12 protein-coding genes are annotated in these 18,008 nt (G+C 32.1%); 6 read left to right on the top strand and 6 right to left on the bottom strand.

What is annotated here, in order from left to right; genetic code table 11:
• Positions 1–263 precede the first annotated feature (263 nt).
• Genes ABID42_RS11135 through qatD form a run of 4 tightly spaced genes read left to right on the top strand, consistent with a single transcriptional unit; the run spans position 264 to position 5,024 of the window.
• Positions 264–2,189, top strand: coding sequence for a KAP family P-loop NTPase fold protein (locus ABID42_RS11135; protein WP_367283725.1), 1,926 nt, complete (start codon positions 264–266; stop codon positions 2,187–2,189).
• Positions 2,189–2,926, top strand: coding sequence for a Qat anti-phage system associated protein QatB (locus ABID42_RS11140; RefSeq protein WP_367283726.1), 738 nt, complete (start codon positions 2,189–2,191; stop codon positions 2,924–2,926). The genes ABID42_RS11135 and ABID42_RS11140 overlap by 1 nt, the downstream gene beginning before the upstream one ends.
• A 2-nt stretch (positions 2,927–2,928) precedes the next feature.
• Positions 2,929–4,293, top strand: a complete 1,365-nt coding sequence (gene qatC / locus ABID42_RS11145; protein WP_367283727.1) for a Qat anti-phage system QueC-like protein QatC — start codon at positions 2,929–2,931, stop codon at positions 4,291–4,293.
• Complete coding sequence (gene qatD, locus ABID42_RS11150; RefSeq protein WP_367283728.1) at positions 4,293–5,024, top strand: Qat anti-phage system TatD family nuclease QatD; 732 nt, start codon at positions 4,293–4,295, stop codon at positions 5,022–5,024. Before qatC ends, qatD begins: the two co-directional genes overlap by 1 nt.
• A gap of 841 nt (positions 5,025–5,865) precedes the next feature.
• On the opposite strand, the gene ABID42_RS11155 is transcribed toward qatD, so the two are convergent.
• The gene (locus tag ABID42_RS11155) at positions 5,866–7,368 is read right to left on the bottom strand and encodes a S10 family peptidase (protein WP_367283729.1); all 1,503 of its coding nucleotides are present in this window, start codon (positions 7,366–7,368) and stop codon (positions 5,866–5,868) included.
• Positions 7,369–7,495: 127 nt separating this feature from the next.
• Here ABID42_RS11155 and ABID42_RS11160 point away from each other — a divergent pair, with 127 nt between their 5' ends.
• Positions 7,496–8,686, top strand: coding sequence for an aspartate aminotransferase family protein (locus ABID42_RS11160; protein WP_367283825.1), 1,191 nt, complete (start codon positions 7,496–7,498; stop codon positions 8,684–8,686).
• Between the two features lie 317 nt (positions 8,687–9,003).
• On the opposite strand, the gene trxA is transcribed toward ABID42_RS11160, so the two are convergent.
• From trxA to ABID42_RS11185, 5 genes are all read right to left on the bottom strand, one after another.
• On the bottom strand, positions 9,004–9,327 hold the full coding sequence (trxA, locus tag ABID42_RS11165; RefSeq protein ID WP_309916624.1) for a thioredoxin: 324 nt from the start codon (positions 9,325–9,327) through the stop codon (positions 9,004–9,006).
• Positions 9,328–9,462: 135 nt separating this feature from the next.
• Entirely contained in the window at positions 9,463–10,611 is a 1,149-nt protein-coding gene (locus tag ABID42_RS11170) for a hypothetical protein (protein ID WP_367283730.1), read from the bottom strand.
• Positions 10,612–10,710: 99 nt separating this feature from the next.
• Entirely contained in the window at positions 10,711–14,283 is a 3,573-nt protein-coding gene (gene dnaE, locus ABID42_RS11175; RefSeq protein WP_367283731.1) for a DNA polymerase III subunit alpha, read from the bottom strand.
• A gap of 83 nt (positions 14,284–14,366) precedes the next feature.
• On the bottom strand, positions 14,367–15,323 hold the full coding sequence (locus ABID42_RS11180) for an SPFH domain-containing protein (protein ID WP_367283732.1): 957 nt from the start codon (positions 15,321–15,323) through the stop codon (positions 14,367–14,369).
• 125 nt (positions 15,324–15,448) lie between these two features.
• Positions 15,449–16,150, bottom strand: a complete 702-nt coding sequence (locus tag ABID42_RS11185) for an SDR family NAD(P)-dependent oxidoreductase (protein WP_367283733.1) — start codon at positions 16,148–16,150, stop codon at positions 15,449–15,451.
• 881 nt (positions 16,151–17,031) lie between these two features.
• On the opposite strand from ABID42_RS11185, the gene ABID42_RS11190 reads away from it, so the two are divergent.
• A complete protein-coding gene (locus ABID42_RS11190; protein WP_367283734.1) occupies positions 17,032–17,943 on the top strand; it encodes a carboxypeptidase-like regulatory domain-containing protein in 912 nt (303 codons plus the stop codon).
• The last annotated feature ends 65 nt before the right edge of the window (positions 17,944–18,008 follow it).

Below are 18,008 nucleotides of genomic sequence, written 5' to 3' on the forward strand. Positions count from 1 at the left end.
TAATGATAGAACCTTTTCCAAAGCTAGCGATTTCAATCGCTGGCTTTGAGGAATTGGTGTTGGTTGGGTTGTTTTTTGTCTTTTGGTAATTGTTGTTTTTGATAAATAGTTTATTATTAGTTGATTAAGCTTTAATTTTTACCGTATAATAAAAAAAGGAAAAGTTTATGGGTTTATTTTTTGATTAGTGATAGGGAAATAGAAGATTTGTGGAAAATTAATGTATCGTTAAATTATTTTAATAGATTTTACAATTTAAAAATATGTGGGCAGATAACGAAACCTCAGAAGACCTATTAGGATTTAGAATTCACGCTGATTTATTAATAGACGTTATTAATGATGAAACAATATTACCAGTGACTATTGGAGTCTTTGGCGATTGGGGTAGTGGAAAATCAAGTATTCTTCAAATGATTAAAGAAAAGTTTGAAGAAAAAAAAGAAGGAGATGAAAGTGAATTTAAAGATATGGAAACGCTATGTATTTATTTTAATGGATGGACATTTGAAGGTTATGATGATGCAAAAGCGGCACTTCTAAATACTATTGTAGATGGACTAGAAGATAATGCAAAATTATCTGAAGAGATAAAAAAAACAGTTAAAGAAAAAGCAAAAAAACTTTGGGCATCAATTGATTGGATGAGGGGTGCTGGAATGGTTATGAAAAATATTGCATTACCAGCTGTTTCAGCTTATTTTTCAGGTGGGATAAGTTTATTGCCATTTGCACATCAAAAAATCACGGAATTAGGATTAAATTCTCCTGCAAAACTTATTGAAAAATTACAATCTAAAGAAGGAAAAGAATTTTTCGAATCATTACAAAAAAAGGAAGTTATTGAAAAAAAGAAAACAAATGCAGTTGCTGATTTTAAAAATGATTTTGAAGAACTGTTGAAATCAACACCATTTAAAAAACTTGTTGTAATAATTGATGATTTAGATAGATGTACTCCTGATAGAATTATAGAAAATTTAGAGGCAGTTAAGTTGTTTTTAAATGTACCTAAAACAGCATTTATAATAGGAGCTGACCCAAGAATTGTCAGACATGCAATAGTTCAAAAGTATAAAGAATCAAATCAAATTATTGAAGATAATAACAGAATTATAGATGACTATTTAGAAAAGCTCATTCAGATTCCATATTCTTTACCCAAGCTATCAGAGCCAGAAGTAGAAACTTATATATCAATGTTAATTTGTAAAAAGGAGATTGAAAATAGTAAGTTTCAAAATATATACTTTCAATTTCAACAATTTAGATTATCAGATAGATATTCAGCATTCGGATTATTAAATTTTGAAAGTATTTTAGAAAAAAAAGATTATGATAAAATTAAATCAAATGTGATAACTGTACCTTCATTAGTTCCATTAATTACAAATAGTTTATATGGGAATCCAAGACAAATAAAAAGATTTCTAAATACATATACTCTTAGAAAAAGATTAGCTGGTGTAGCAGTATTAAAGGATTTTAATGATTCGGTTTTAGCAAAACTTATGATATTAGAATACTCTGAATTAAAGCTATTTAGGGAATTATTTGAACTACAAAGTAATCAGGATGGTTTCCCATCATTAATAAAAGAAATTGAAAAAATATGTGTAGGTAAATTATTAGATGATGCTCATAAAGATTTAGAAAATAGTGATTTTAGGGAATGGGCTAAACCTAAACTAATAAAATGGATACAAAGTGAGCCAAAATTATCTTCTGTTGATTTAAGAGATTATTTTTGGATTTCAAGAGATAAAATATCTACTTCCATATTAGCTTCCAGTTTAATACCTCCTATTGTCAAAGCTTTGTTCAATGAATTAGAAAAAGAAATACCTGCAACTGCAACACGTAAAATAATAAAAGAAAAATTTATAGCTTTTACTGAAATTGAAAAAAACTCTTTTTTTCAAATGTTAAGCTCCTCTCTAAAACAAAATCCTAAACAAAAAAGGTATTATGAAATTTTTAATTACATGATTGAAGAAAAAATAGAAAATAGTGCTTACCAATATATTGAAGTACTTAAAGTAATACGAGAGTCTGACATAGATCCATCAATTGCTCATCGATTAAGTAGTTACAAATCAGAGCCAACTCTTAGTGACTTCCTAAATGATTACTTTAAGAATTCAAATAGTAAACCCGCTAAAGCTTTTAACTTAAAAAATAACAAATAATGGGAACATCAAAATCATTCTCTGATACCAAACATTCAATGATTCCTAATTGGAGAAATTTAAGTGCCTCGTTAACATCCAATTGTAATTCAACTACACTTACAAATGATAAATTGACAATCATAATGAAAAATTATGTTTTTACTATTGGCGGGGCAAGTAAAGCTGGTAGAGGTAGTTCTAAAATTGCTGGAAAGGCAGGTATTAAAACCGCAATAAAACTAAATAGCTTTTTTAGTAACTTTAATGATTCGGGTAATATCAGAGACACCCTTTCCGCTATTGGGTTAACAGATTTAGATAATAAATCAGTAGGGGATGTAATAAATTTTTTAATTGAATATTGCTCAGGTACAGCTAATACGATAGATGAAAATGCTGCCAAGGAAGCGTCAAGGAAGTTAATTGAAGAGTTAATTTCTAATGCAAAAGACATCGATGAAGTCGAAAAACTTTTGTCAGATCAATTTGAAATAGGTTCATCTGAAGAATTAATAATCAGATATTTTGGACACTATATTAATGAACATTTATCAAGGTGGTTTTATGATCATTTAATTAAAAATAAAAACGAAAGAGATTGTAACACTCTTTTTAAGCAAATTAAAGACTTTATTTTTGAAAGAATTAATGTTATGCAAAAAACAAATCCGTTACATAAAATTGATTGGAGTTCAAATGAAGCTCAAGGATTAATTAAGAATATTCAACAAGATGTTTTAACCGTATTTGAATAAATATGAAAGTTACAATCGGAATAAAAGAAGCAAATAATGGTAAGTTTTCAGACTTGACATTATCTTACATTAATAGTAATGGCATTTATAGTGAAGTACCATTATTGATCAATGAATATTCGAGTGTGTTTGATTTCAATGAAGATTTGACTTCAATTAAATTTGACTTATTTTTAATATCAACCTTTGTTTATGGGGTTGATAATCTACTAAGTCGTGAAATTTATTCATTTGATGGATGGGCAAGAGAGATAGAGGTTGATTTTCCTGTAAATAATTTAACTAAATGGCAAGGTAATGAGCTACTTTTAGCTGAAATATTAAATTTCTTAACAGGTGATTATTGGACTGTTTCATTTATACAGAACAAAACTATTAATCATTTTTTACCAAGTATAGGAATAAAGACAAATAAAAATTCAATAATTTTTGAAAAAGAAAAAGTAAAATATACAAGTCTATTTTCAGGAGGATTAGATTCTTTAATAGGTATTATTGATATTCTTGAAATACTAAAAGATGAAGAAAAAATTTTATTAGTTTCTCATTTCGATTTTAAATCTTCTGGACCCAATAGTGACCAAAACAAATTATACAAATATTTAAATTGTCAATATCCCAATAAAATTTATTGGGTACAATCAAAAATAGCACTAGGAAGGAGAGACAATAATTTAAATAAAGTTAGTGTTGAGAGTAATTACAGGAGTCGATCTTTTTTATTTATAGGATTAGGGTGCTTTTTATCTCCTATAGACGAACTAATAATACCAGAAAATGGAACAATTTCAATTAACTACCCTTTAACTCCTTCAAGAGTTAGTTCTTTAAGTACTAGAACGACCCACCCGTTTGTTTTAAATAAAGTTCAAGAACTTCTTAACGAATGTGGATTAGATATAAAAATAGATAATCCTTACAAATTTGAAACAAAAGGTAGAATGGTTGCAGATTGTAAGAATAAAAATGTTTTGAAAAATATATTTAAAGATTCTGTTTCTTGTGGTAAAAGAGGTAGAAAGCAAAATTGGGAAGAAAAAAAAGGTGTTAATCAATGTGGTGTTTGTATGCCTTGTATTTACCGAAGAGCTGCATTAAATAAGGCTAAATTTGATGAAGAAAGATATGGCAATGATATTTTAGGAGCAAAATCCCTTAATTCCTTTGTTGATTTACCTTCACTATTTAGCTATCTCAATAAAATTATTTCGTTTGAGCAAATGAAAAGAGATTTAGTTGTAAATGGAAGTATAGAATCAAAAGATTTAGATAAATATGCAAAAATGGTATTGGAGTCTAAAGAAGAAATTTTACAGTTGTTTAGAGATAAAGGTAAAGAGTTTGTAAAATCACAGTTAAAATTATAATGATAATAGATACTCATTGTCACATAGACTTGTATTCCAATCCTCATTTAATAGCTAATGAATGTGAAAAAGAAGGTATAATTGTAATAGGAATGACAAATTTACCTAGTCATTTTGAAATGGGTTTTCCTCATTTATTATCATTTAAAAAAGTGAGATTAGCTCTTGGTTTACATCCTTTGTATGCTGAAAATCATTTAAAAGAATATGGTCGCTTCATGAAAAATTTAGAAAAAACTTCTTACATCGGAGAAGTTGGATTAGACTTTTCAAAAGAAGGCATTGCTACTAAAGAAATTCAAATTGAAAGTTTTAATTTTATTTTAAATGCGGTAACAGATAAAAAAAAGGTATTAAGCATTCATTCAAGGCAAGCTGAAAAGGAAACATTAGAACTTCTGATTAAATATAATATTAGTAATGCAATATTTCATTGGTATTCAGGTTCTGTAAAATTGATTGATAAAATCATTGATTCAGGGTATTATTTCTCTATCAATCCAGCAATGATAGGGTCAAAATCAGGTCAAGCTATAATCAAAGCAATACCTAAAGAGAATGTACTAACTGAAAGTGATGGTCCATTTATAGAAGTGCAAAAAAGAGTAGTACATTCAAATGATATAAAATACGTGATTGATTATTTATCCAAATTATGGAATGTTAGTTATGAAGAAACAGAAACTATTATTTATCGAAATTTTAGAAGAATAATAGATAAATTACGATAGGAATCATCTAAATAAACGATTCTTAATTAATTCAAAGTTATTTGTTAGACCCGCTTCGGGGTCTAATTGTGATTATTGTTTTTTCTTACTTTCTATTCAAGTTTAATCGCTTTAGGATTGGAGGATAAACTAAGAATATAGATTAGCAATAAGGTGTTAAATTCTATTAAAAGTAAATCTTGCGACAGCAATTGTTCGAAATTCCGCTGTTTGAGCGGAGCGAGGCGGTTCGCCGCTGCGATTCGGAATTTCTTGACTTTCTTTTGTTACTTTTCTTGTGTCAAGACAAGAAAAGTAAGGTCTAAGAATGTGGAATAAATATTTTGATACAAATAATTGGAAAAGATATTCTGTTAGATTAGACCCACTTCGGGGTCTGATTTGTGGTGTAGATTTAATTTTTTGCTATAAACATATCATCCCTTCGGGATTTTAAATTAAAGAGCAATTATTTGGGATTGAGATTTGCTGAGAAGATTTAATTTATTATTGTAATCCTTTCATTCCTTCGGAATAGGGAAATGAAAACATAAAAGAAAGTATTATTTATTGTAAACATGAATCATCCCGAATTTTAAAATTACAAAAAAGCGGTCGAAAAACTAATTTTGACCGCTTTTTTGTTTGATTATAGTTCCGTTAGGAACACTATATCGGTAGATATATCTTGTTTTAACTCCTTCAAGCCCCATCGGGGCGAAATATCCCGCCCCGATGGGGCTTGAAGGAGATGTTTTACCATAAATGCTTCTACTACCGATATTTCGCCTCTCCGAGGCTATTTTGTTTTAATTTTATATAAGTCTCTATTCGTAAGAAAAATTCAGAATGACTCATGTTTTTACTTTAAAGTCTCTTCATAAAACTCATCGGCTTCTTTTTTGAGTTTAATCAAGGAAGCTTTATGAATATACATCATGTGTCCAGATTCAAAGTAAGTAAACTTAACGTTTTTACGTTGTTCTGGTCGCAATCCCATGTGTGAAACTACATATTCTGCCGCAAAATATGGCGTTGCTAAATCGTAATAAGCCGAAGGAATCCATACTTTTAAATAAGGATTTTTTGCCATCGCTTGTCTTAATGTTTCTGCTACATTCAAGTACTTGTTTTGTACATTATTATAATTCCAAGGCTGTACACGTCCCGTCAACATCAAATAAGGCAAATCGTTTTCATACTTCAAATCCTGACGTAAATAGTTATTAACCGTCGTAGAATAAGGGCCAGAGATGGTAGCATCTAAACTTGGGTCGAATTCATAGCGTTCACCAACATTATCAAAGTCAATACCCGTAAAACGACCGTCTAAACGTCCCGCAGTTTTGCCTTCATCACGTAATAATTCCTTTGTGAATCGACTAATTTCAATACGAAGATTAGCATTTTTAATAAAGGTTTCTGAAATACCCGTAAGTTTACTTAGTTTTTGTACAATCTTTTGTTTTTCGTCTTCTGGTAGCAAATCACCTTTCATTAAAGCGGTAGCATATTCATTTAAAGCAAAATGTTCTGCCTCACGCAAAGTTTTTTGTAAGTCACCTTGATATTCTTTAGCGATTTTCTTGTGATACCAAGCCATTGCGGTATAAGTAGGTACATAAAGAATGTTGGGTAAGTCGTTTCCTTTATCGAAAAGAATAGTTTGGAAATTCAATACCGAAGAAATCAAAGAAATACCATTGATATACATATTGAATTTATCTTGTAAGTAACCCGAAAGTCCCGCAGAGCGAGTAGTACCATAACTTTCGCCTGCTAAAAACTTTGGAGATGACCAACGACCGTTCTTTACAGTATATAATCTAATGAATTCACCGACAGATTCAATGTCTTCTACATATCCTAAAAACTGTTTTGGGTCTTCGCCTTGCACCGCACGGCTATAACCCGTATTAATTGGGTCGATAAAGACTAAATCGGTTTTATCTAACCAAGAATATTCGTTATTAATGTATTTATAAGGAGGAGCTAAAGCATCACCTTTGTCGGACATTAAGATTCTTTTAGGACCAATTGCTCCCATGTGCAACCAAACCGAAGCAGAACCCGGCCCACCATTGAAAGTATAAGTAATAGGTCGTTTAGTGATGTCAGTAACACCATCTTTGGTATAAGCAATAAAGAATACATTGCCTTTAGCTTTGCCAGCTTCATCTTTTAAAACCATATAGCCAGTGGTGGCAGTATATGAAATAGCTTGACCGTTAATAATAGTTTGATGTTTTGTAACAACTGGAGCAGGAGGAGGGAGAACAGGAGTATTAAGTTTTGATTCAGTCTTTTCTTGGGCAAAAGAACTGATAGAACAGAGCATTAATAAAAGTAAGAAATGTTTTTTCATTGATTTATTAGTTAAATGATGATGAATGAATTGTAATTTTGTGTTTACTGAAATCTAAAATCTCATAGCTCAAGGCTTATTGCTTAAAGCTATGAGAAGCTAATATCAATTAAATTACAAAAACTTGATTACACATAGAGAATTATTCTTAAAAAATGTTGCCCAAACTTCTGATTTCCCATTGGCTTTGGAAATTGAGAAAGCAGAAGGCATTTATATGTACGGAAAAGATGGAAAGCAATACATGGATTTGATTTCAGGTATTGGTGTTTCGAATGTGGGGCATCGTCATCCAAAAGTAGTTGAAGCGATTAAAAATCAAGTAGATAAGTACTTGCATTTAATGGTTTATGGCGAATATGTTCAAAGTCCACAAGTAGAATTGGCGGAGGCTTTGGTAAAAACGCTTATTCCAAAAGTGGAAAACATGAAGCCTTTGGATAATGTTTACTTTACGAACTCAGGAACTGAAGCCGTGGAAGGAGCAATGAAATTAGCGAAACGTTATACTGGTCGTCAGGAAATCATTTCTTGTTTTAATGCTTATCATGGAGCAACACAGGGAGCTTTATCATTGTCTGGAAGTGAGAATTTTAAAAGAAATTTTCGTCCACTGTTGCCAGAAATTAGAAATATTCGTCATGGAGTAATAGAAGATATAGGATTCATTACTGAAAAAACGGCAGCGATTATTATAGAAATCGTTGGGGGAGAAGCAGGAGTAAGAATTCCAAGCAAAGACTATTTCTTGGCTTTAAGAAAACGCTGTGACGAAACCAAAACGTTGTTGATTGTAGATGAAATTCAAAGTGGATTTGGTAGAACTGGCACTTTCTGGGCTTTTGAACAATTTGGCATTTATCCAGATGTCTTATTATGTGCTAAAGGAATGGGCGGAGGAATGCCAATTGGTGCATTTATTGCAAATCATGAAGTGATGGGTGTATTTAAAAACAATCCAATCTTAGGACATATCACTACTTTCGGTGGACATCCAGTTAGTGCTGCTGCTTCTTTGGCTACGCTGAAAGTAATTTTAGAAGAAAATATTTTAGCAGAAGTAAAGTCCAAAGCAGAACTGTTTAAATCTTTACTAATTCACGATAAAATCAAAGAAGTTAGAAATCAAGGTTTGATGATGGCGGTAGAGTTTGAAGATTTTGATACTTTAAAACCCATTATCGACCGAGCGATTGAAAAAGGTGTTGTAACAGATTGGTTTTTGTTTTGCGATAATTCGATGAGAATCGCACCGCCTTTGATTATTACAGAAGAAGAAATCAGAAAAGCTTGTGAGGTGATTTTGGAAAGCGTCTAACTTATTTAGTGATTTGTGAATGAGTGAGTTAGTGATTGATTCTCTTTGGAAAATTCAAAAATAAATATTTGTCCTTTTGAATTTAAGTTAATAAAAAAGCGGTCGAAAATTAATTTCGACCGCTTTTTTATGATTGATGAACAACGAATTCCTACTGTTTGAGCGAAGCGAGTTTAGGAATTCTTGATTTTTTTGTTACTTTTTGTATCAAGACAAAAAGTAAGGACGAGAATGAACCCAAAACTTATGAAATCTTCTAAAACTCTTTATGCAGAAGAAAAATTCGAGATGAATAATGTTTGTTATAATTCAAAAAATTAAGCGTGTTTCAAAAGTGTTTGTGATAAAACAGCTTTTGGAATATTTCCACCTACTAATCTTTCTTTCAATTCACCATTTTTGAAAATCAATAATGTAGGAATAGAACGAATTCCTAAAGTTGAAGGAACAGTTGAATTAGCATCAACGTCCATTTTAGCAACGATTGCTTGTCCTTCTACATCACCAGCTAATTCTTCAACAATTGGTCCAATCATTTTACATGGTCCACACCATTCTGCCCAAAAATCCACTAAAACTGGTTTATCTGAATTGATTAATTCTTGAAAATTATCATCGGTTGCTACTACGTATTTTCCCATTTTATTTTTTAATTAAGTTAATTTCTTTTTTCAAAGTTAGAACAAAATGTCGTAATATCTTAGTTCCTGTGTTTTATTGAAACAAGGCAGAATTACAGTTTTGTCTTGATATTCAATTATTTAATACTATAAATTTCAGTAATTTTCATAGTATTTTTTTATTTTACGGGTAATTTGGTCATAAATAGGCTTGGTAAATTCTGTAAATAATTGCTGAGGAGGCGGAGGTAAAAGCTCTTTGTTTCTGGTAAGGCTAAGTTGTTGCTTTGTCAAAGCTCTTTCATCACCGTTAAAATTACCCCATTCATTCACCCAAACAAACTCGCCACCTATTTTATCTTGATAGATTTTCTGTTTGGTTTTAAAATCAATCACTTGGAAATCTAAAATTCCTTTAGAAGTAACCGCTTTTCTTGATTGTGTCAATTTCGCAGTTACTTTATTGAACACCGCAATTTTCTTTCCATTTACTGTAGTTTCTCCAACTTTTACGCTGTCTTTACTCGTTACAGTGCTATTATTGGTTTCTACATAAGTTTGACCGACAATAAAATCATCAAATTGTAAACGTATAATTTGGTCTGGCTTTAACTTATTTTGTTCAGCCATTTCAGGAGAATGAAAACGTACAAATTGATTTAATTTAGGATTCGTACGAAGAAACTCGTTGATTTTCCCTTGAAAATACTCATTGCTCAAAGCATAAGTTGGAGAATGCACACTTACTTGCTCTACCACTACATCAATACTTGCTAATTCATAAGATTGATCAAGTTTAGTTTTAATGTCTTTATAAGTTGGAATTAACTCTTCAACGACTGAGAAATTATAGAAAGCATCTTTTGCTGCTTGGCGATTATCATTAGCCTGTGTCATGGCAGATAAACCAACAGTATAACGTTCATCGGCAGCTAAAATCTTAGCCGTTTGTAATTCATCAAAATATCTTTTGGGTGTTCCAGTTATTCTTAGACAAGCTTGGCAATTCACCAATTCATCTGTTAAAGCATGAATCTGTTTATATTCTGCAACAACTCGTTCCCAACGGAATTGTTCTTGAGAGTGCTTCCAATTCTCTACTTTTGAAAGGTGAAAGTTTAAAGCAGCAGGAAAAGCTTCTTTTAATACTTTTTGAGCTTTAGTATTTGTGGGGCTTTTCTGTAATCTTCCAATAGCTGTTTCTACAGCAGCATCATAATTTCCTTGTTCTAAAGCCTTTTTCCCAGAACTACAAGCAAAAGAAAAATAGCCCAATAAAGCAATAGCAAATAGTTTTTTTAACATGTTGATTTTTGAGGTTTATGAGAGTAATTGTGAATGAGTGAGTTGTGATTTAGTGATTGTGTCAAAAAAATCACTAAATCACAATTCACTAACTCACAACTAATTTAATTTATAAGTCAGTCCTTGAATCAATTGTAATTCATTCAAGAATTCATTGCTCGGTGAAATTTTATTTTTTCTCGATAACATGGTTACTTCCACTTTGTCTTCGGGGTCGTAAACTGTCAAAGTCAAATTACAAGTACCTTGGTTTAAGGTTATCAATTTGTTGAGATGCTCAATAAAGACAGCATTAACTTGTTGTAACCCTATGTTGATTTTTAATTCTTTAGAAAACTGATTTCTAATTTCTGATAACAATCGAATCGAAACAGGTTTGAACTCCCATTCGTCTTGTCGTCCCCAACGATTTTTGATTTGCCCTTTGATATAAAGAAAACGGTCTGTAGCAATGTATTTTGAAAGATTTACAAAATCTTCACCAAATAAAGCAAATTCATAACTTCCATTATAATCTTCTAAAGTAAAAAGCATAAATGGATTTCCATTTTTAGAATACCTTTCAATCGCTTTTGTAACAATGCCACCTACAGAAACTTCTTTACCTCTAAAAATCGGTTCCATAACTCTATCCAAGGTACAAGTACAAAAGCTTTCTAATTCCAAACGATACTCATCTAATGGATGACCGGAAATATAAATCCCAACAACTTCTTTTTCAAATTTAAGCTTCTCCATTTGTCCCCATTTCTCAATGTTGGGAATTTTAGGTGTTGCAATTTCGCCACCACCACCTTCGCCAAGCATACCAAAAAGCGAACCTTGAGCAGAAGCCGCTACTTCAACTGCTTTGTTGGCATAACGAATAATTTTTTCGATGAAGTTACTTCCTTCAACATCAGCAAAATAAATTGCACGATGAATATCTTCGAAACAATCAAATCCTCCGCCATAAGCCAAACTTTCTAAAGTCTTTTTGTTAACGGTTCTGAGGTTTACTCTTTTTACGAAATCAAAAATATCTTTATATGCACCATTTTTATCTCTTTCTTCAATGATACTTTCAACCGCAGCATCGCCAGTTCCTTTGATAGCTCCCAAACCAAAACGAATTTCTCCTTTTTTATTTACCGCAAAAGAACGATAAGATTCATTAATATCTGGACCTAATACTGGCAAGCCCATTCTCCTACATTCTTCCATGAAGAAAGTAATCTTTTCAATGTTACCCAAAGAGTTTGACATCACTGCCGCCATGTACTCTGATGGATAATGGGCTTTCAAATAACCAGTTTGATACGCTACAAAAGCATAACAAGTAGAGTGAGATTTATTGAAAGCATACTGAGCAAATGCTTCCCAGTCAGTCCAAATTTTGTTGAGTTTGTCTTCTGGATGTCCTTTTTCTTTAGCACCGTCCACAAACTTACTTTTCATTTTATCAAGCGTGTAACGGTCTTTTTTACCCATTGCTTTTCTCAGAACGTCGGCATCTCCTTTTGAAAAGCCCGCTAATTTCTGAGACAAAAGCATTACCTGTTCTTGATAAACCGTTATTCCATAAGTATCTGCCAAGTATTCTTCCATGTCGGGTAAATCATAAGCGATTTCCTCACGACCATGTTTACGAGCAATAAAGTTGGGAATATAAGCAATTGGTCCAGGACGATACAAAGCATTCATGGCAATTAAATCCGAGAATTGATCGGGCTTTAAATCCAATAAGTGTTTTTGCATCCCGCCAGATTCAAATTGGAAAGTAGCATTTGTTTCGCCTCTTTGATATAATTCATAAGTCTTTACATCATCAAGTGGAATATTATCTAAATCAATTTCTATACCATAGTTTTGTTTAATCAAACGAAGGGCTTCTTTTAGAATGGAAAGGGTTTTTAAACCCAAAAAGTCCATTTTAATTACGCCAGCATCTTCAATGATTTTTCCTTCAAATTGTGTAATTAATAAGTTTACTTCTTTTGAAGTAGCAACAGGAAGGATTTCAGTTAAATCTTTTGGAGCGATGATAATTCCAGCGGCGTGAATACCCGTTCCACGCACAGAACCTTCTAAAACCAAAGCTTCTTCTAATACTTTTGAACGTAAAGAACCTTCCCGACGAATTTCACGGAGTTTCTTAACGTTTTCAATATCTTCTGCTTGGAACTGTTCTTTTTCAGCGAGTGATTTTTCACCAATTAATGGAGCATTCATTACTCTGTTTAAATTAGTGCCGGGTTTATCGGGTACTAATTTGGCTAATTCGTTGGATTCATTCAGTGGTAAATCCATTACACGGGCAACGTCTTTGATAGACATTTTAGCTGCCATTGTGCCATAAGTAACGATATGCGCTACTTGCTGTTTACCGTATTTTTCAACCACATAATCAATTACTTTTTGGCGACCTTCATCGTCAAAATCCGTATCAATATCGGGCATTGATTTACGGTCAGGATTCAAGAAACGCTCGAAAAGTAGATTATACTTAATTGGGTCAATATTTGTAATACCAATACAATAAGCAACTACTGAACCCGCTGCCGAACCACGACCAGGTCCTACAAAAACGCCTAATTCACGACCAGCACGAATAAAATCGGATACAATTAAGAAGTAACCCGCAAAGCCCATTGTGCGAATGGTATGTAATTCAAAACTGAGTCGGTCTTTTACTTCTATACTTTCCCAAGCTTCACCATAACGTTTTCTGGCACCTTCCCAAGTAAGGTGTTCTAAGTAAGCATCCTGATTGACAAATCCAGTTGGGATTTCGTAATTAGGCAACATGATGTCTTGCTTCAGACGTAATGTGTCAATTTTGCCTACAATTTCATTGGTATTATCAATTGCTTCAGGAATATGCGACCACAATTGGGTCATTTCCTGTGTATTCTTGAAGTAAAATTCATCATTATAAAAAGCAAAACGCTTTCCTTTTACCGATTCGCCATCATCAACATCTTTGTATGTAGGAGTTGCTTGCTTTTCGCCAGTGTTGATACACAATAAAATATCATGTGCGTTGGCATCTTTTTGGTCTAAATAATGCGAATCGTTTGAAGCAATTACTTTTACATTATACTTCTTCGCAAACTTTAGTAATACTTCATTACACTTTAATTGGTCTGGAATTTGGTGATTTTGTACTTCTACATAATAATCTTCACCAAAAATATCCAACCACCACTTGAATTCTTTTTCAGCTTCTTCTTCACTTCCTCTCAGAATCGCTTGAGGAACTGACGCACCAATACAACAAGTAGTAGCGATAAGTCCTTTGTGATATTGTAAAATCAAAGACTTGTCGATACGAGGATATTTCCCGTAAAGACCTTCTATAAAGCCTAAAGAACAAAGTTTTACCAAGTTTGCATAGCCCTCAGCATTCTTTGCCAACATCAATTGGTGATAACGCTTATCTTTTTGCTCTTTAGAGAATTGTTTTTTGAAACGATCTTCTACTACATAAAACTCACAACCCACAATAGGCTTTACACCTTCGTGTTTACTTGCCTCTGCTACAAACTGAAATGCGCCAAACATATTACCATGATCGGTAATAGCAACAGCGGGCATATTATCAGCTTTCGCTTTGGCAAATAGTCCAGAAATTTTGGAAGCTCCGTCTAAGAGAGAGTATTGTGTATGACAGTGTAAATGAGAGAATTGCATCAAATTGGGTTTTTACTTATACAAAATAAACAAAAAAGCGACATTTTATTGTCGCTTTTCGGTAAAAATATATAATCATGTTGTTATTTCTTCCCACTAGCCGAAGCAGGTGCAACATAATCTCCAGCATCTTTTAATTGTTGAATACCCATGATTTGTTTCATCGTTCTATCCATGCCTTCAGTTGAACCATCCAAGAAAATCACATTGCCTTGTCCTTGTTCTGCGAAGTGTTTTACAGCTTCTGTCCACATCGAGAAGAGTATTAACGAAGCATCTAAATTTGCTTCATTCATTACTTTCGCAGATTCTGCCATACCCCTTGCTACTTCTTCACGGAAGAGCGCAACACCTTGACCACGTAACTGTGCGGCAATCTTTTCTGCCTCTGCTGAAATCCTAATGGCATTACCTTCTGCCTCAGCCGACTTTGTTTTGGTGATTAATAAAGCTTGTCCTTCGTTTTCAGCCGCAGCCTTTAAGTTATTTGATGCTACTACTTGAGCCATCGAACGCATAATCGCTTCATCAAAAGCTATATCATTCAATTGTAAGTCTATTAAATGATAACCCCATTGTTCTAATGTTTCATCTAATTCATTCTTTACATTTAATACAATTTCACCACGAAGAAGCAATACTTCTGCTTGTTTTTTTGTCGCTACAAAAGCACGAATTGTTCCTTCAACGGTACGAATTAGGGCTTGCATAAAAGAACGCTCGTCCATGTACTTGAAAGCTACGTTTTTAATCGTCTGTTCTTCCTGATTCAGTACTGCATAGACCAACATTGCTTTAAAATTTACATTAGCTTGGTCGGAAGTAATGGCTTGGAATTCTAATTCCATCGAACGGTTTTGAATAGAGATTCTTTTGAAGATAAATTCTACAAATGGAATTTTAAAATTCAAACCTGGAGTCATTACTCTTTGGTATTTTCCAAAAATTGTAATAACTGCAACTGTACCTTGGTTGACAATCACGATGGAAAAGAAAATAATTAGAATGGCAAAAACCACTATAAAAATTAAAGCACTCATAGTTTTGGGGTTTAAGAATGTATGTTTTAGTTAAATAATATAGAAACAGCACCAAAGTACGGAAAACTTTGGTGCTGTTGGTAATAATTATAAGAAAATACGCTTTTCTGATTTGAAAGGTAAAATTACATCGTTTTAATTGAGCTCATCCCACCATCAATGTTCAGTATTTGTCCTGTAATCCAGCTTGAATCATCTGAAATTAAGAATGCTGTCATGCTGGCGATGTCTAATACATTGCCAAAGCGTCCTATCGGATGGCGTTTGTTGGATGCTTCTTTCTTTTCTTCACTTGATAATAAGTTTTTTGCCAATGGTGTTTCTGTTAATGAAGGAGCAATACAATTTACATTGATTTTATTAGGAGCAAACTCTGCTGCCAAGGAGCGAGTTAATCCTTCTATCGCACCTTTTGAACTTGCTACAGAAGCATGGAAACTCATCCCGATTTTAACCGCAACAGTGCTGTATAAAACGATGGAAGCGCTATTGCTTTTTTTGAGACGAGGCAAAACAGTTTGAATAACAGCAACAGCACCTAATACATTGATTTGAAAATCGTTCTTAAAATCTTCCTGACTGAGCCTTGCAAAGGGTTTTAAGTTAATTGTACCCGGACAATAGATAAGTCCATCTAAAACATCTGGTAGTTCATTAAAAACTGTATTACCAGGATTAAGAGCATCCCAAGTGAAATGCTTCACTGTAGTTACTGATGGTGCTGTACGAGAGGCATCGTAAACATTAAAGCCTTGTTTGTTGAGTATTTGTGCAGTAGCTTCTCCAATTCCTGAACTTGCACCTATAATTAAGATATTTTTTGACATCCGATTGTATATTTATAAATAGAAATTATAGCTAGAACATCCTTGATACTGAAATGTTTTAAGGAATAAATAAATCTATAATGGCATATACTTTTATTGAAGCTTTTTACACAGATTATTGATAATTACTAAGAGTTAATTTATTTTTAATGGTAAATTGAATAATCATTCATTATTGTTTTTCTGTTGAAAATCAATGTATTATATACCGTATAATAAGTTTTGAATAAAAAAATGGATTTTTATATAAAGATTATTTATGTTTGATTTTAGAAGAACAAAATTGATTTTTAGACAAGAATGAATAGATTAAACAAATACAGATTACAAACAATTTTATAAAGATGACAGTAAAACAAAGCTTAATTCTATTCAAACAATACTGATGTTTAATTAAGCAAGAGATAGTTAAAAAAAGGCATTGACAAAGTATAGTTAAACAAAGAGCAATTACATTAAAGCAATAAAACGGTAGAATGAAACAAATGATATTGACACTAAAGCATTTGAAAGGTATAACCTAACAGTGAAAAATTACCTAGAATCATTAGAATAGTACAGTCAAGCAAAGAGTAATTACATCAAATCAAGAAAATGGTGCAATCAAACAAAGTATAATTACACAAAAGCAATGAAAGGGTTTCTTTAAACAAAACATAATTGTACATAAGCAATGCTATAGTATTACAAAGCATTTTTTAATTCTATTATCATAAATAATAGGTACTACCAAGAAAAAAGCAATTCAATACAAACAAAGTAAAATTGTATGTAAGTATGTGTAAGTTGCTTTATATTAAATGGTTAAATTGTTTTTGAAGCAAGTAATGATAGTTCATTAATTAAGAATTACATCAAATTTTAATATAAATCAAACACTTATGAAAGCACGTCAAGAGTCCAAATTAAGTATGTACCAAGGTGTACAATTATTGTGTAAAAGCAATTTGACTATTGTATCAAGTAATTTAGCTTTTACGGAAAGTTTAGCACTGTTCAACTCAAAAATTGAGGAAATTCAATTCTATTTAGGACAACAAATTAAAGAAACTACTGGTATTACGAATGATAAGCAATTAGTTAAGGAGAATCTCTGTAGAATGGCTTCGGATATTGCAGGTATTATTTATGCTTTTGCTTCTACCCAGAAAAAAATGGTATTAATGGAAGAGGTAAATTATTCTTACACTAAACTATTTAGGTTAAGAGAGGATTTGATTTTACCTACAATGCAAAATATTTATGTAGCTACTGAAGCAAATCGTGAAGCAATTGTTGATTATGGTATTGATGCAGAAAAAATTGAAGCCTTTGAACAAGCAATTTTTCATTTTAAAGCAGTATTGCCTAAAATCAGAATTATAAGGTCTGAAAAATCTATTTATTTAGATAAAATATCAGAAATAATGGCAGAAGTAGATGCTTTATTAAGTAATCGTTTAGATAAATTGGCGGTTCTTTTTCAGAAATATAATCCTGACTTTTATAATGCCTATAAGCATATCAGAAAAATTGATGCACCCAATAGCACAAGCACACAAGTAAAAGGAAATATTAGTACAGCGCTCAATGGAAAAGCAATTGTAGGAGCAACAATTATATTTAATGGTAAAACAAAAACTAATACTCAAAGTGATAAAGAAGGAAACTTTATCATAAAACCCATTGCTTTGGGTATGTATCGGGTAAATATTGAAGCAAAAGGTTTTAAACCTCAAACTATTGAAAACTTTAGGGTAAAATTAGGGAAGGTTAATAGATTAAATGTAGTGATGAAGGAAGGAGAGGAGTGAAAGCAGAAATTTATTGTATCAATAGGTGTGCAACAACCAATTATTATTTTATGAAAAACCTCACC

This window comes from Arcicella rosea (assembly GCF_040543805.1).
Lineage (GTDB): Bacteria > Bacteroidota > Bacteroidia > Cytophagales > Spirosomataceae > Arcicella > Arcicella rosea.

Excerpts from the sequence above, each read along its gene's own strand:
- ABID42_RS11190 (WP_367283734.1), top strand. The coding sequence starts at position 17,032 with ATGAAAGCACGTCAAGAGTCCAAATTAAGTATGTACCAAGGTGTACAA.
- trxA (WP_309916624.1), bottom strand. The coding sequence starts at position 9,327 with ATGGGAAAATACGTAGTAGCAACCGATGATAATTTTCAAGAATTAATC.
- ABID42_RS11135 (WP_367283725.1), top strand. The coding sequence starts at position 264 with ATGTGGGCAGATAACGAAACCTCAGAAGACCTATTAGGATTTAGAATT.
- ABID42_RS11140 (WP_367283726.1), top strand. The coding sequence starts at position 2,189 with ATGGGAACATCAAAATCATTCTCTGATACCAAACATTCAATGATTCCT.
- ABID42_RS11155 (WP_367283729.1), bottom strand. The coding sequence starts at position 7,368 with ATGAAAAAACATTTCTTACTTTTATTAATGCTCTGTTCTATCAGTTCT.
- qatD (WP_367283728.1), top strand. The coding sequence starts at position 4,293 with ATGATAATAGATACTCATTGTCACATAGACTTGTATTCCAATCCTCAT.
- ABID42_RS11180 (WP_367283732.1), bottom strand. The coding sequence starts at position 15,323 with ATGAGTGCTTTAATTTTTATAGTGGTTTTTGCCATTCTAATTATTTTC.
- ABID42_RS11185 (WP_367283733.1), bottom strand. The coding sequence starts at position 16,150 with ATGTCAAAAAATATCTTAATTATAGGTGCAAGTTCAGGAATTGGAGAA.
- qatC (WP_367283727.1), top strand. The coding sequence starts at position 2,929 with ATGAAAGTTACAATCGGAATAAAAGAAGCAAATAATGGTAAGTTTTCA.
- dnaE (WP_367283731.1), bottom strand. The coding sequence starts at position 14,283 with ATGCAATTCTCTCATTTACACTGTCATACACAATACTCTCTCTTAGAC.
- ABID42_RS11170 (WP_367283730.1), bottom strand. The coding sequence starts at position 10,611 with ATGTTAAAAAAACTATTTGCTATTGCTTTATTGGGCTATTTTTCTTTT.